Genomic DNA, 15,386 nt, shown 5'->3' with positions numbered 1-15,386 from the left:
ATGGTCGTGCCAAGGACCACACATCACGCGTGCGGCCCCCTCTCGCCTACCAGTCCATGACGACCTTTGCCGGCATCAAGCGGATAGAGCGCGCCGTCGACCTGATCCGCCGCGAGGAGCTTGGGCAAATTTCCGTTGGCGTGATGCCGGCCCTGTCCGGTCCCTTCATCAGCCACACCAACAAGCGCTTTCTTGCCAGGTATGGCGATGCCTATATTTCCGTGGTGATCCGCAGTTCGCAATTCATCGTTGAATGGCTGCTCTCCAAACAGGTCGACATCGGCCTGATCAATCGCAATACGGACAACCCCTATATCGAGTGTGTTCCCCTACGCGGCGGCGACCTTGTCTGCATAGCCCCGGCGGGCCATCGCTTCGCGGCGAAACAAGAGGTCGAGCCGGCCGACATCGACGGCGAGCCCTATATCGGCTTTGCCGCCGACAACCGCATCCGGCAGAAGATCGAAAGCACACTTGATGGCTATGGCACCCGGCTGAATTACATCATGGATGCGACCCTTGCGCCGGCGGTGTGTGAAATGGTCGCCAACGGGCTCGGGATTGCCATTGTCGACCCGGTGTTCGCCTACGGTCAGCGCGATCACCTCACGATCAGGCCCTTCCGCCCCAACATTGCGTCTGATCTCAGCCTCTGCTGGCTTCGCGACACAAAGAACCGCCATCTCGTTGGCGACGCGCGCCACCGTGCAGGAAATGCAGCTCGGGATGGGTGTGACCGGCCAAGCGACATAGTGACATGGAAGTTCTCGGGCAGTCGGCGGATCGCCGACTGCGATAAGGTGGGTCTTGGTTCAGACGAGTTTGATGAGAGCGACACCAGCAAGCAGCAGCACCACACCAGTAAGACGCAAGCCCGACACCGACCTTTGCGGGAGGCGGAACCAGCCGTAACGATCGACGAATACGCTTGCGACCTGCTGACCTGCGACAGTGAAACCAACGGCTGCGGCAGCGCCGATCACCGGGATCGCAGTAAACACCGTGGTGACATAAGTCGCTCCGGCGAAACCGCCGAGCCAACCCCACCAGGGCATGGTCTGCACGCCGCCGATGTTGGGGCGGGGTGTCTTCTGCCTGGCGAGCGCCACCAGCATCACCGCTGCCATGGCGAGCGTGGCGACGAAGAACGAGATCGCGCCCACCGCAAACGGCGCACCGCCAAGCTCCTGGCGCAGCAGCGCATTGACGGCCCCCTGGACCGGGAGGACCGCGCCGGCCACGAGTGCCAAGGCGATCCAACCAAGCTTGTCGGCTTTAAGGTTGTCCTTTCCGCCTTGGCCGAACACGACCATGCCGACGCCGATGAGCACGACAAGCGTGCCAGCCGCGGCTCCGGCCCGGAGCCCGGTTTGCGCCACACCAAGCAGGCCGAAGCTATCGAGTGCGAGAGAAGCGAGCATCTGCCCGGCGATAAAGAGGCCAACCGATACCACCGCGCCAAGGCGGGGAAATAGAACAATCGTCGAGACGACGTAGACGGCCGAGGCAGTGCCTCCGATGAGATGCCACCACTCCGCCTGCGGAACCGCGCCAAGCACGGCGACAGTCCCGGTGAACAGGGCAACGAGAAACAGCAAACCGGTGCCAATCGCGAGCTGGAGCGTGGTCGCCGCGAACGGTGATCCGACCGCTTTCGAAAGCTGCGCATTGGCGCCAGCCTGAACGGCGAGCAGACCGCCCGCAACCAGAGCCATTGGGACGAACAGAGTCTCCATGACGGACCTCCTTGATGAGAATGACGTTGAACGTGGATAGGGAGAAAGGATCAGGCGCTGATGCTCTCGCGGGCAGGCAGCCGCGGGACGACAAGTCCGCGCAGCACAGCCGGGCGGGCACCGACCGCCATGTACCACCGGGCGAGATGGGGCGTTGCGTCGAGCGTGAGGCCGAGCTTGGTGAGACCGGCATGGATCCATGGCCAGGTCATCACGTCGGCAATGCCGTATGCCTCACCCGCGATGTGGGAGTAGCGCGCCAGTCGCCCTTCGAGCACCCGGTAGACACGGTTTGCCTCCGCCTCGAAGCGGCCGATGACATAGGGGATCTTCTCCGGCGCGAAGACCTTGTAGTTCCAGAGCTGGCCCAATGTCGGCCCGACATGGGCTGCCTGGAACAATGTCCAGCTTTGCGCCTGGATGCGCTCGGCATCGGAGCCGGGCAAGAGCACACCGGATCGCTCGGCGAGATAGGGCAGAATCGCGCCCGACTCGAAGATGGTGCGATCCTGATCCGGATCGACGATAACCGGTATCTTGTTGTTGGGATTGAGGGCCAGGAACTCCGGTGTCCTCTGCTCGCCGACCTCGATGTCGATGACGTGAACATCATAGGGCAGTCCGGTCTCCTCCAGCATGATCGAGACCTTGTGACCATTCGGCGTCTGGTAGGTGTAAAGTTGGATGGGGGTCATCTTGCGCGTCTCCATCGACCGGCCCGCCCGATCGTGGCTACTTAGTTAGGCTGTGCTTTCTCGCAGCGCGATCTGTCTCTTTGCCGTATTGTACTGCATATTTGCACACACGCTGCGAGAACAGTGCTGCAACTTCGCTCGCTCGGCCCGCTACCCATTGTAGGTTCGCACCATCATGCACAGCCACCATCAAATCGATTGGGAAGATCTCCGCTTTGTCCTGGCGGTCGCGGAGGCGAATTCTCTTGCCGCTGCCGCCCGCGCGCTCGGCGTCAATCACACCACCGTGCTCCGGCGCGTCGGATCGTTCGAACAGAAATTGGGGGTTCGATTGTTTGATCGCCTCCCGTCCGGCTACACGCTGACAGCCGGGGGTGAGGAACTGCTCGCGGTGGCGCGGCAGTTGGCCGAAACGGTCACTGAACTCGAACGGCGCCTGACGGGACAGGATCTGCGTCTGGAAGGCAGCCTGCGCATCACCACCACCGATACGCTCATGGCCTCGATTCTGCCGTCGATACTGGCTGCCTTCCAGCAGCGCCATCCCGGCGTCCTGCTGGAGGTGAGCACGTCGAATGCCCTGGCAAATCTCTCCCACCGCGACGCGGACGTCGCCATTCGCCCAGCCGTCGATTCACCCGACGCTCTCGTTGGCCGCCGGATCGCGAGTGTTGCCTTTGCCGTCTATGCGGCGCCTTCCTACCTGCAGGAACGCGGCCTGGCATCAGTCGACGAGATCGATTTCGCGAGGGAACGCTGGGTTGGGCTCGGCGATGAGCTTGCTTCCACAAGCGTTGCACGATGGATGCGCGCGACGCTGCCGGCGCCAGCGGTGCTGCGCTGTGACTCGCTGGTCACGGCGCGCGAAGCGGCAGCAGCCGGCATCGGGCTTGCCGCTCTCCCTTGCTATCTGGGCGACACGACGCCCGGTCTGGTTCGCATCGGCGCGCCGGTTGCTGAAATGACGAGAGAACTCTGGCTTCTCACCCACGAAGATCTGCGCCGCACGGCCCGTGTCAGCGCCTTTACCGAGTTTGCAGGCCAGGCGCTCGCGAAACATCGCCCGCTATTCGAAGGGCACCATCCCTCCGACCTCACCTGCTAGGAAATGCGACTGGTCCACTAGTCCCCTACCGGGTCCTTTCCACGCTTTAACCGACCGAGCGCTTCGGCATGGAGCGTCTCGTTTGCTGCCATGAGGACTGTCTCGTACCGGTGCGTGTCAGCCAGCGGGTGGCCCTCCCAGTCCGTAACGATACCGCCCGCCCCTTCGATGATGGGTATCTGCGGAAGGATGTCGTAATCGAACACGTTGCTCTCGACCAGGAGATCAACGCTACCGAGCGCAAGCAGGCCGGCAGCGTAGCAATCGTGCGACATGCGCGTGAAGCGCGCCCCGGCGGCCAGCCGCGAGAAGCGCTCTCTGGTTTCGTGATCGAACTGTTCCAGCGCCGATGTATAGACGATCGCCTCCTTGAGGCGGGCCGTATCGCTCGTTTGGACCGGTGCACCGTTGAAGAGGGTCGGGCACCCGTGCTGGCCAACCCAGCGCTCGTTTGTTACCGGCTGATCGATAATGCCAAGGAACGGCGTGCCCTGATGCAGCAGAGCGATTTGCGTGCCGAAAGCCAGCGAGCCGGAAGCAAAAGACTTCGTGCCGTCAATCGGATCGAGCACCCAGACCCATTCAGCATCCGCATTGGCGGCACCAAACTCCTCGCCACGAATACCGTGGTCAGGAAAACTCGTCTCGATCATCTGCCGCATCGACATTTCGGCAAGACGATCGGCTTCCGTAACAGGACTGCTGTCCGCCTTGGCTGAGATCTCCAGCCGTTGGCGGAAATAGGGGCGGATAACGGTAGCGGCGGCATCGGCCAGTTCGTGGGCGAATGCCAGAAACGCCGGCGGGCAGACGTGTTCGACCGTCATTCTTGGACCTTCTCAGCTTGAGTTATGATTTTCTGCAACAGGCCTCGGACGGTTTCGACCTGCCTGTGGGCGGCGGCTACCTCTTGCCGTAGCCGCGTCTCCTGATTGCCCGTTCCGATCGTCGTGAAGCTTGGCGAGCGGGCGGGAATGAACGGGTCCCGGGCCTCGGCGGCAAAGCGGAGTGCGGGCGCGAAGTAGCCCTCCTCCTCTTCCAGGCCAAAGGCCAGGACCTGGGCCCTGTCGCCGCCAAGCAGCAAGAGCTCCACCAACATCTCAAGCATCGGCAAATCACCGTTTCCCGACAGGCAGGCAAGGTGCGCCCAGCCGCCACGGTCCGGCCGGATGAGGCAGTCCTTGACATGCACCTCGGTGATATGAGGCGATTGCGCGACCAGGGCCGACATCGGCGCTTCGAACGCGTTGATCATGTTGCCGAAATCGAACAGGAGGCTGAGGCGCGGATTGGCGACCGCCTCGACAATTTGGATCAACTCGGCTGATTTGAGATCCTCATGCTGTTCAAGCGTGAACCGGAGCCTGCTGCCAGGATCGAGTACCTCAAGCCGTCTGAGATCTGCGATCGTCCATGCAACGATCTCAGAAACCCGCCCTTCGTAGCGCGGGTAGCAGCGAAGCGAGGTCGCTCCGGTCAAAAGCGCGATGCGCACCGCATCCGAGAGCCCGGCAAACTCCGTCGTGCTGGTCTCGACATGTAATTCCAGGCCGAACCCGCTCACCGCCGCCCGAAAGGCACTCAACGCCTCGTCAGGCATTCTGGCGAGGCTTGCCTGCTCGCCGTCCTCGACATGAATCTTGAGGCCCGTAAGACGCTGATCTCTCGCGAATTCAACAAGATCCAAGGGTTTCATGCCGCCAAAGCGGAAGTTCAGGTGAAAGGCATAGGCATGTGCAAACAGCGGCGCACGCCGTGCCCGCACGGCGAGCCGCGCACGGCTTTCGGCAGAGAGGCCGTCTATCCTCTGTCTCCAGTTCGGACGCGGCGTCATTTCCCATGGCATATCGGTCACCATCCCGGTTCCTTCGCGAGCTTCGTCAGGCGGCAAGAACGAGCAGGTCACGATCAGAAATACTGACCTCGACCGGGGTGCCGACCGCAGGGGGCGGCGTGTCGGGTTGGTTGAAGGTGTCGAGGGAGACGAACTGACCGGCAACCGCGACACGGATTCGGATCACCGACCCCAGGAAATGCACCTCCGCGATATGGCCGGAGAGAACGACGTTGCCCTCGTCTTTTCGCCCCAGCGCCACTGTTTCCGGCCGGAGCGCTAGGCTCAACCGGTCACCAGCCCGGCCGGGCAGTTCCCGGTTCAGCGCCACCGGGATATCTCCCAGCCCTACCCGCCCCGCGGCCGCGTCGAGGAGGCGGGCGTCGAGGAGATTGAGTGTCCCCACGAACTGCGCCACGAAACGCGTCGCCGGCCGATTGTAGATTTCAAATGGCGTGCCGACCTGATCGGCTATGCCTTGATGCATGACCACTACGCGATCCGACATCGACAGCGCCTCTTCCTGATCGTGCGTCACGAAGATGGTGGTGATGCCGAGCTCGCGCTGGATGCGGCGGATCTCCTCCCGCAGGCTCTTGCGTATCTTCGCATCAAGCGCCGATAGCGGTTCGTCAAGCAGCAGAACCTGCGGCCGGATTGCCAGCGCCCGCGCCAAGGCTACCCGCTGCTGCTGGCCGCCGGAAAGCTGGAACGGGTAGCGCTCGCCGAGTTTCGGCAGGCCGACCATCTCCAACATTTCACCAACACGCGCGCCGATCGCTGCCTTTCCCTCGCCCTTTATTCGCAGGCCGAACCCGATGTTCTGCTCAACCGTGAGGTTGGGAAAAAGTGCATAGGCCTGGAACACCATTCCGATGTTGCGACGGTTGGCAGCCAGGCCGCCTACATCGCGCCCGTCGATGCAAATCGCGCCGGATGTCGGCGTCTCGAAGCCGGCGACCATACGCAGGACCGTGGTCTTGCCGCAGCCGGAGGGCCCGAGGAAGGAGATGAATTCGCCCTTCTCGATGCCGAGATTGAAATCCTTGACGACGCGCTGCGTACCGAAGGATTTTTCCAGATGAAGGATATCGAGAAAGGCCATGGTCAGCTCCTCACGGTAGAGAATTTGGAAAAACGGGTGAAGAGCTGGATCAGCCCCATGCACGCCCAGGTAATGGCAAACGCCACCACCGCGAGCGCCGATGGCTCGTAGGCGCGGTTGCCGCCCATCCAGACCATGTACGGACCGAAAGACCCGACGTTGAGCAAGGCGGCGAAGACATACTCGCCGATGACGATCGCGAAGGTCAGGAAGGCCCCTGATAGCACCGAGACGAAGACGTTCGGCAGGATGACGACGGCGAGAATGCGCGCCCAGCCGGCCCCAAGGCTCTGTGCCGCCTCCGTCAGGCTGCCGATATCGATGGTGCGAAGGCCCGTGTCCACCGAGCGATACATGTAAGGTAGCGACAACGTCGCATAGCCGAACAGAAGCAGGAGATTGGTGCCCCACCAGCTTCCCGTCAGCGGCAGGACCGAGGACGTGTTGTAGATGCGGATGTAGCCGAAAACGATGACGATCGGCGGAATGACCAGTGGCAGCAGCGTCAGGAACTCGACGATCGGGCGCAGCCCTGGAAAACGCAGCCGCACGAAATAGGCGGTCGGGACCACGATCAGAATACCGAGCACGATCGTCAGCAGCGCCAACACCACCGAATAGCCGAAGGTCTGCTGGAACTGCGGATCCGCCAGCACGACACGATAGGCTTCGAAGCTGTAGCCATCGCGCTGCATGCGCATGGAGAAATCGAACATGCCGACGAGCGGCAGCAGGAAGTAGAGCCCGCCCAAAGCGACGGCGAGCCAGGACCAGAGGCGTCTCTCCGTCATTTGACCCACCTTTCCGCGCGCACGCGCAGGAGGATGTAGATCGCGTTGGCAATGGCGGTCAGCAGGATCATGGCAAAGGCGATGGCGTAGCCCAGATGTGGATCGTTGAGCACGTCGCCGCGGATCTGCGCGAAAAGAACGATCGGTGCGATCGAAAGTGATGAGCCGGTCAGTGCGATTGCGGTCGCAACAGCACCAAAGGCATTGGCGAAAAGCAGAGCGAGCGTGCCGAGAAGCGAGGGCCAGAGCACCGGCAACGCCACCAGTCGCCAGTACTGGAAGCCGCTGGCGCCAAGGCTTTCCGCCGCCTCACGCCATTCGCGGCGCAGCCCCTCCAGGGCCGGCGTGATGATCAGCACCATCAGCGGGATCTGGAAATAGAGATAGGTAAGTGCCAGCCCGAGAAACGAGACGATGTTGAAGCCTGCCCCGTAGAGATTGATGCCGAACCAATGGCGCAACAGCATCGTCACGAAGCCAAGGCGGCCGAGCGTTGCGATGAAGGCGAAGGCGAGCGGCACGCCGGCAAAATTCGAGGCGACACCCGAGAAAGTGAGGATGGCATTGCGCAGCGGGCGCGGAAGGCCGCCGAGGGTGATGGCGGCAGCGATCAGGAAGCCGAAAAAACATCCGAGCGCCGCGGTCAGCAGGCTGAGCTCGATCGAAATCCAGAAGGCCGACCGTATCGAGGGCGCAAGCAACTTGCCAAGGTTCTCAAGCGTTACCTGCCCCTCAGCGTTGCGGAACGCGCCAAGCACGATGTTGAGAGTGGGTAGGATGAGGAAGAGCGTGGCAAAGAGGAAGAAAGGGGCAACCCCGAGCCAGCTGAGGACCTGCCGCGGCCTGAACGCTGCCGGCAGGGATGCGACGCTTGTCGTCATCGGATTTGTCCCTGGAATAATTGCACCGGAGGCTGGCGAGAGGCTTCCTGACAGGTGAAGCCTCTCGCCGACCGGAGGACTTACTTCACGTTGGCGCCGACCACCTTGTCCCAGCCCTCGACCACGGCGGTCTTGTTGGCGGAGAGTTCGTCGACAGTCGGGAAGATCGCCTTTTCATAGGCTTCGGCCGGCGGCAGCTTGTCGAGCAGCTCCTGCGGGAACTTGCCGGCCTTCAGCATGGCGTTGAAACGCGCCGGGTGGCAGTAGCCCTTCAGCCAGCCGGTCTGGCCCTCGTCGGAATAGAGATATTCCATCCAGAGCTTGGCGGCGTTCGGGTGCGGCGCATAGGCCGAGATCGCCTGCACATAGACGCCGGCGACGACACCGCTTGCTGGTACGACCACGTCCATCGGCGGATTGCCGTTCAGCGCGTCGCGCCAGGCCAGCAGATTGTAGTCCCAGGCAGCGACAACAGGCGTTTGCCCCTGTGCGATCGTGCCGGCCTTGCCGAGCACCGGCACGAAGTTGCCGGACTTGTTCAGTTCGGCAAAAAGCTCAAGGCCCTTGCCGGCGGATTCCGATCCAGGCTTGGCCCCGCGCGAGATGCCTGCCGACATCAGCGCCAGGATCGCCTGCGCCGAGGACCGCGGGTCGCCGGTCAGCGCCACCGCCCCGGAGTATTCGGACTTCGACAGATCCGACCAGTCGGCCGGTGCGGTCTGAAGCAGGTCCTTGTTCACACCGAAGGCCATGACGCCGTAGTAGTCGCCGTACCAATAGCCCTTCTCGTCCTTGATGTTGTCAGGGATTTCGTCCCAGGTCGCCACCTTGTATGGTTGCAGGAGGCCCTCCTGCGCGGCGGCCGGCGCAAAGGCCAGGCCGAGATCGACGACGTCTGGTGCCTGCGAGCCGGTATTGCCCTTGTTCGCCCGGATTGCTTCCAGCTCGTCGGCCGTACCGGCATCGGGGTTCAGTTCGTTGACCTCGATACCCGGATATTTCGCCTTGAAGCCGGCGATCACCTCGCCGTAGTTGCACCAGTCATGGGGCAGCGCGATGACTGTCAGCGAGCCTTCCTTTGTGGCAGCTGCCACGAGTTCTTGCGAAGCCTCGGCGCGGGCGGTACCCGGCAGCGCCGCGGCCAGGGCAAGGGTGGAGACGAAGGCGCGGCTCGTTGCGCGCGATAGAAGTCTCTTCATGGTTTCCTCCTGTTGACCGTCTGCGACGGATCGTGGGCGATGGCTACTTCTGTCCTTGCATCCGGTCGTCGGCACCGCCGTCAGGCCCGGTTCCCCCGCACCTTGTCTGCGTCCTGCGGAGGGCTGCATCGGTGCGTTTTCGTGTAGGGACAGGATGTAACAATTGGACGACGAAGAAACGTCCATTATGGTGCAATTGACTGTACCAATTTTGGAGACGCATCGGTGGTCAAACAGCTTGAAGGCCCGATCCTGCCTTTCCTTCGCCTCGATGCCTCGATTGCCCTGCCGAAGTTCCGCCAGGTGCAGGACCAATTGCGCATGGCGATCCTCAAGGGGCACCTGCGCGCCGGAACACGCCTGCCTGCGAGCCGCATCCTTGCCGAAGAGTTGGGCCTGTCGCGCCAGACCTTGGTGCGAGTGCTCGATAACCTGAAGGCAGAGGGCTATCTGGAAGCCCGACAGGGAGCCGGTACCTTCGTGTCGGCGGCCTTGCCCCGCCAATCCGCGAAACACCGGTTCACCCCAACGCCAAGGGATGCCGCAGAGACTGCACCGCCGCGTCTGTCGCGTATTGGCGAGCTGTCACGCCGGATGTCAGCCGATATCGGCCCGATGGAAGACAGGCCTTTCCTCCCCAACCGTCCGGCCCTCGACCGGTTTCCCTTTGCCGTCTGGCGGAAATGCTGGAACTCGGTGACGCGCGGCGGCAAGGCCGCGGCCATGGGCTATGGCGAGGTTGCGGGCGAGCTGGTTCTGCGGCAGAGGATCGCCGAGTATCTGGCGCTGCATCGGCGCGATCCTTGCGATCCCGAGCAAATCGTCATCACACCCGGCGGGCATGCCGCCTTCACGCTCGCAGTCCTGGCGCTCGCCGATCCTGGCGATGGCATATGGTTCGAAAACCCGGGACCTGTGACCACCAGCAACCTGTTCCGCACGCTCGGGCTGCGGCTGTGCGCGACGAATGTCGATGCAGACGGTTTGGATGTCGAAGGCGCCATGGCTCGTTATCCCGATGCGCGGCTCGCCTTCGTCATGCCATCGCGCCACCACCCGCTCGGTGTCACCCTGTCGCTGCCGCGCCGGCTTGCCCTGCTCGAATGGGCACGAGCAAACGATACCTGGATCATCGAGGACGATTACGACAGCGAATTCCGTTACGACGGCGCGCCGCTTCCCTCCATGCGCTCCATCGACAGCAACGGACGCGTGATCTATGCCGGCAGTTTCAGCAAAGCGCTCTATCCGGGCCTGCGTGTCGGCTATCTCGTCTTGCCACCGCACCTGATCGGTGCTTTCCGCAACCTGTCGGCACTGATCCATCGCAGCGTGCCGGTCGAAACCCAGCTCGCGCTTGCCGAGTTCATCGGCGGCGGACATTTTGCCAGTCATCTGCGCCGCATGCGCGGCCTTTATGCCGAGCGCCGCGAGGCTTTCATGCAAGCCGGGCGGGACGCCCTTGCCGGACTTGCCCGCATCGACTGCTCCGAAAGCGGGCTCAACGCACTCGCTTGGCTGCAAGACGGCCGTGAAGACCAGGCTTCGCACCGCGCCGTGCTCGATGCGGGGCTGCAGTGCTATCCGCTGTCCGACTATACGATCGCCACGCCTCAGCCGGCTGCGCTCATTCTCGGCTATGCCGGTGTTCCGGCGGATCGGATGAAACCTCTTCTTCTTCGGCTGGCCGAAGCGATCGCCCGAAAATAGCCCCTCGTCGAGGACATGTTCCAGATCGCTCACCGCGCAGCTAGCGTCGTATGCGGCGAAGAACTCTGCGCGCGGCGCCGCGACTAGGCCTTCCCCACAATGGCTTCGGCCCGGCTTTGTGCCAGGCTTCTTCTGGCCGATGGCCCGAATTGGCGCGGAGGGCGAGCCTGCGCCCTCCGCCTTTTCACGATCGTCAGGCCGCCTTCGCCTTGATGTTGGCGGCAGAGAGAGCGATTTTGGTGAGTGCCTTGTCGGTGGCCGCTTCTTCCTGAAGGGTTTGGTCGAGCAGCGGCACCGCTTTCTCCAACCCAAGTTGCTTGGCCCAGGTCTTCAGGGTGCCATAGCGCGCGATCTCATAGTGTTCGACCGCCTGAGCCGTGGAGATGAGGCCGGCGTCGAGAGCCGGGCTCCCTTTGAACTCCTCGATGATCTCTTCGCCCTCGGCGATGATCCCCTGGATAGCCTCGCAGGTCTTTCCTTGTGCGCGCTTGCCGAGGATCTCGAAGACCTGTTGCAAGCGCTCGACATGGCCCTCCGTTTCGTCCCGGTGCTTCTGGAACGCCGCTTTGCTGTCGGGCAATTGCGCGGCGCGCGCCATCTTTGGCAGCGCTTTCAGTATCTGCCTCTCCGCATAGTAGATGTCCTTAAGGCCGTCATAGAACAGCGCCTCGAGCGTCTTCTCCGGCATAGCAAGCTCCTGTGCCATCTGGTTGGAACGCCTCCAACAGCTGCGGCGCCGAAAGGTTCCAGACGGAAACAATACTTCGCCGGCACCAGTTGGAACCCGTTCAGCGCCCCATGCATTGATGAGACCCGGCATGCTCGATCCGGCCAGCGCACACACGATGGCCGCCGGAGCATTCGAAACATCCAGTCGCAAGGAGAACTGGTAATGAAAGACAATGGCTCCGCCCCGGTCCCGGGCACATCAGCCAGAAAATGCGCGCCTGGAGTTCAATTTCGTTTGAGGCGCAATGCTTCGAGGCCGCCAGATGCCCCGACAAGGGGAAGTGGCGGCCTCACCAGGCGACGGCGAAGCGTCGCTCGCCGCGACGGATGGCACGCAGCAGCCCTCCCCGCGATGGGAGCCGATGAGCGTCAACTGGCAAAATTGACCGCGACGACATTCCTATCTCCGACGCTTAAGCCTCGGAGATAAAAGGGCATCGGCAATTGGCAAAGACCCTGATCCCTCTGCCGCGGCATTCTTCGGGTTTGACAAGCCCGATCGTCGCCCCAGTTCATGGAGATGGCTTTAAGTGAGGTCGTGCGCAGCAACGCACAACGAACAGCAGCACTGGTCAAATGGACCCTCGGTCGGGAACGACCGCGCCGGAGCAGCCCTGTTTCCTCCATGCGCAGCTTCTGGGGCCTGCTGCTGGCCTACTGGCTCTCCGAACGTTGGCGCGAGGCATGGGGCCTTACCTTTCTCATCCTGCTGCTCACCGGATTGTCGGCGCAAGCAAGCGTCTACTTCGCCCTGACGTCCGGCGAGCTCGTCAATCGGATCGCCAATTTTCACCACCCCACCGTGCCCTCTACGCCTTCGTCGCTACTGACCACCGCAGCGACGCTCGCGGCGATCGCGATCACCAGGGACGCCGGGTTCACTGCGGTCCGTCATTTCTTCTCGACCACGCTCCACCGGAAATGGCGCCAGTGGCTGGATGAACGCTTCAACCAGGCGCTGCTCGATTCCAACCATACCCATTTCCACCTTCAGCAGAACGGGTTCGGCGCGGCGACCGAAGGCGAGAGTTCGTCGCCCGACAACATCGACCAGAGGGTACAGGAAGCGATTAAAGGCATGACAGGCGGTGCCATCGGTCTTGGCGTGGGCATCGCCGGCGTTGTTTTGTCGCTTGGCTTCGTCGGGCGCAAACTGATCGAAACATCGAGCCCCGTCAGGGGGCTTGACCTGCTCGGCAGCTACGGCAGTGCCTGCCTGATGTTTCTGGCGATCGCGATCTACGTGCCCCTCAATACGTTCATCGCAGCCAAGCTCGGCAGTGTCCTGCAGGGCCTGTCCATACGCATTCAATCGGCCGAGGGCAGCTATCGCAGCGAATTGAACCAATTGTTGCACCGCAGTTTTCATGTTGCGGTCATCAAGGGCGAACCGGCGCAGAGGGCCGTCAACGGGCGCCGATATCGCGAGATCGACGACACCTGGGCGAGCCTCAACCGGGTGACCGCCGGCTACATGGGCTTCGAGCTGGTGCATAATTTCATCGGCTCACGCATCGTCGCCTATGCGCCAGGGCTACTCCCCTACGTCGACAAAACGATCAGCCTGCAGGACTATGTCACCGGCGCGGAGCTGGCGACGGCTCTGATCAACGAATGCTCGTGGTTCATCCATGCGATGCCCGACATCGCGACGCTCAAGGCGGATGCACACCGGATCACAGAACTTGCCCAAGCAATAGAAGGGGTGCAGCAGCCGCAGGATTACTATGCTCGCAGCGGTCCCTCGGTGTTCGAGTACAAGACCCAGGACGCCGCGCGCGGCCTGACGATCCAAGCCATCGAGCTCCTGCATTCCGGCGATGACCAGGCTTTCCTGACCGCTGACGAACTGAATTTCCTTCCCGGAGAGTGGATCTTGGTGGTCGGTGAATCCGGAAGCGGAAAGACCTCGCTTCTGAAGGCAATCAACGGTCTGTGGGCACACGGACGCGGCACGATCACGACGCCGGAGAACGTGCGAAGCCTCTACGCTGCCCAGGACGTCAAGCTCCAGGGTGTTTGCCTGAAGGATCTCGTCTGCCTGCCGGATGAGGCTGAAGCCCATGACGACGCGTCCGTCGCGTCGGTGTTGGAAGAAGCCGGGCTCGAAGAAATTGCGGAAGAGCTTTCGAGCGATGGTCGCGACGGGCAGAACTGGGACAAGCTTCTGTCCGGGGGCGAGAAGCAGAAACTCGTCCTTGCTAGGATCCTGCTATTGAGGCCAGGCCTGCTCTTCCTCGACGAGGCGACAGGCGCCCTTGATAGCGACGCGGTTCGGGCATTCCATCAATCGATCAAGGATCATTGCCCGGAGGCGACGGTGATCGCCGTTATGCACGATACCTCGTCGATCCAGTCAGAAAGCGGGGTCGATTTCTTCGATAGCGTGCTCACCATCGATAACGGCATCGCGACGAAAACGCCAATTTCCGACTGGCGCGATACGCAGGAGTAGCTGGCACCGGCGGCCGCCCTATTTCTTCGGTCATGTGCTGCGCATTCATTTTGTGACGCGGCGTGAACAGCGATCAAAATCCGCCGAAGCTAGGAGCCCCCAATGCGTATTGCCCTCCTTGTCAACGCACTCGAAACCGAAGGGCCGGCCTATACGACGACCGCGTTGGCGCTTGCCGCGCTCTCTCGCGGACACGAGGTTCTTTACGTCACGCCCGGTGACTTTATCCTGCGCCCTGACGATACACTGATGATACGGGCGGCCGGTTTCGTCGGCACACGACCGAAGAAGCCCGAGACGCTCTTGCGAGCGCTTACGGACGCGGACAAGACCATCGTCAACATCGAAGAAGTGGACGTTCTGCTGCTTCGCAACGATCCGTCAGAGGACGCCGAAAACCGACCCTGGGCATCCTACGCCGGGGCGAATTTCGGCCGTCTCGCCGCGGAGCGCGGTACGATCGTTGTCAACGATCCCTGCGGCTTAGCATTGGCCCAGGACAAGCTTTACTTCCAGGATTTCCCGGTGGCCGTTCGCCCGACAACCTTGATCTCCAAGGACATCGATGAAATCCGTACGTTCATCGACAGCCACTCCGAGGGCGTGATCATCAAACCTTTGCAGGGTTCCGGCGGTCGAAACGTCTTCCGGGTGGGTACCAGCACGGAGGGCAATCTTACGCAAATTGTCGAGGCTGTCGGCGTCGTCGGCTATCTTATCGTGCAAAGCTACCTTCCGAAGGCGTCGGATGGCGATACGCGGTTGTTCCTGATGAACGGACGACCGCTGCAGAGGGGCGACGTCTATGCTGCGTTCAGACGCGTGCCGCCCAAGGGAGACGTCCGCTCCAATATCCATGCAAGCGGCACTCCAAAGCCGGCCAACGTTACGAAGGAGATGCTGGCGATCGCCGAGATGCTACGGCCGAAGCTCGTTGAAGACGGCATGTTCCTGGTCGGGCTCGATATCGTCGGCGACAAGCTTCTTGAGATCAACGTATTCACGCCTGGCGGCCTCCAGACCATTCGCGAACTCCACGAGATCGATTTCTGCGACGAGATCCTGGACTCGCTGGAAAACAAGGTGGACATCAAGAAGACCTATCGCGGGTCACTCAGCAATCGGATCCTGTCAACGCTTTGAATT

Annotated in this window: 12 protein-coding genes and 1 pseudogene; 5 read left to right on the top strand and 8 right to left on the bottom strand. The window is 62.1% G+C overall.

Annotated features, from left to right (window positions below; genetic code table 11):
* Positions 1 to 56: 56 nt before the first annotated feature.
* Positions 57 to 674 (top strand): annotated as a pseudogene (locus V7S54_RS33310) (LysR substrate-binding domain-containing protein); the annotation flags it as partial.
* A gap of 138 nt (positions 675 to 812) precedes the next feature.
* Here V7S54_RS33310 and V7S54_RS33305 read toward each other — a convergent pair.
* Together V7S54_RS33305 and V7S54_RS26715 are read right to left on the bottom strand one after the other, a co-directional pair.
* Positions 813 to 1,715: a DMT family transporter gene (locus V7S54_RS33305; protein ID WP_442892614.1), complete on the bottom strand. Its 903-nt coding sequence runs from the start codon at positions 1,713 to 1,715 to the stop codon at positions 813 to 815.
* Positions 1,716 to 1,786: 71 nt separating this feature from the next.
* Positions 1,787 to 2,431, bottom strand: coding sequence for a glutathione S-transferase family protein (locus V7S54_RS26715; protein WP_065373167.1), 645 nt, complete (start codon positions 2,429 to 2,431; stop codon positions 1,787 to 1,789).
* Between the two features lie 175 nt (positions 2,432 to 2,606).
* Here V7S54_RS26715 and V7S54_RS26710 point away from each other — a divergent pair, with 175 nt between their 5' ends.
* Entirely contained in the window at positions 2,607 to 3,536 is a 930-nt protein-coding gene (locus V7S54_RS26710; RefSeq protein ID WP_336409160.1) for a LysR family transcriptional regulator, read from the top strand.
* Positions 3,537 to 3,553: 17 nt separating this feature from the next.
* Here the strand turns inward: V7S54_RS26710 and V7S54_RS26705 are convergent, their stop codons facing one another.
* From V7S54_RS26705 to V7S54_RS26685, 5 genes are all read right to left on the bottom strand, one after another.
* A complete protein-coding gene (locus tag V7S54_RS26705) occupies positions 3,554 to 4,363 on the bottom strand; it encodes an inositol monophosphatase family protein (RefSeq protein WP_065373057.1) in 810 nt (269 codons plus the stop codon).
* Between the two features lie 1,053 nt (positions 4,364 to 5,416).
* Entirely contained in the window at positions 5,417 to 6,475 is a 1,059-nt protein-coding gene (locus tag V7S54_RS26700) for an ABC transporter ATP-binding protein (RefSeq protein ID WP_336409161.1), read from the bottom strand.
* A 2-nt stretch (positions 6,476 to 6,477) separates the two neighbouring features.
* Positions 6,478 to 7,266, bottom strand: coding sequence for an ABC transporter permease (locus tag V7S54_RS26695; protein ID WP_336409162.1), 789 nt, complete (start codon positions 7,264 to 7,266; stop codon positions 6,478 to 6,480).
* A complete protein-coding gene (locus tag V7S54_RS26690; RefSeq protein WP_336409163.1) occupies positions 7,263 to 8,147 on the bottom strand; it encodes an ABC transporter permease in 885 nt (294 codons plus the stop codon). The genes V7S54_RS26695 and V7S54_RS26690 overlap by 4 nt, the downstream gene beginning before the upstream one ends.
* 80 nt (positions 8,148 to 8,227) lie before the next feature.
* A complete protein-coding gene (locus V7S54_RS26685) occupies positions 8,228 to 9,346 on the bottom strand; it encodes an ABC transporter substrate-binding protein (protein ID WP_336409164.1) in 1,119 nt (372 codons plus the stop codon).
* A gap of 225 nt (positions 9,347 to 9,571) precedes the next feature.
* Between V7S54_RS26685 and pdxR the strand changes: the two genes are divergently transcribed.
* Positions 9,572 to 11,056: a MocR-like pyridoxine biosynthesis transcription factor PdxR gene (gene pdxR / locus V7S54_RS26680; protein ID WP_336409165.1), complete on the top strand. Its 1,485-nt coding sequence runs from the start codon at positions 9,572 to 9,574 to the stop codon at positions 11,054 to 11,056.
* 193 nt (positions 11,057 to 11,249) lie between these two features.
* Here pdxR and V7S54_RS26675 read toward each other — a convergent pair whose 3' ends face one another.
* A complete protein-coding gene (locus V7S54_RS26675; protein WP_058321958.1) occupies positions 11,250 to 11,744 on the bottom strand; it encodes a YciE/YciF ferroxidase family protein in 495 nt (164 codons plus the stop codon).
* Positions 11,745 to 12,410: 666 nt separating this feature from the next.
* Here V7S54_RS26675 and V7S54_RS26670 point away from each other — a divergent pair.
* Entirely contained in the window at positions 12,411 to 14,240 is a 1,830-nt protein-coding gene (locus V7S54_RS26670) for an ABC transporter ATP-binding protein/permease (RefSeq protein WP_336409166.1), read from the top strand.
* Between the two features lie 102 nt (positions 14,241 to 14,342).
* Positions 14,343 to 15,383, top strand: coding sequence for a glutathione synthetase (locus V7S54_RS26665; protein WP_336409167.1), 1,041 nt, complete (start codon positions 14,343 to 14,345; stop codon positions 15,381 to 15,383).
* Positions 15,384 to 15,386: the final 3 nt, after the last annotated feature.

This window comes from Ensifer sp. CCNWLY38, assembly GCF_037120565.1.
Classification (GTDB): domain Bacteria; phylum Pseudomonadota; class Alphaproteobacteria; order Rhizobiales; family Rhizobiaceae; genus Ensifer; species Ensifer adhaerens_H.
Note: the sequence above shows the minus strand (reverse complement) of the source record. Positions and strands in the feature narration are given on the sequence as shown.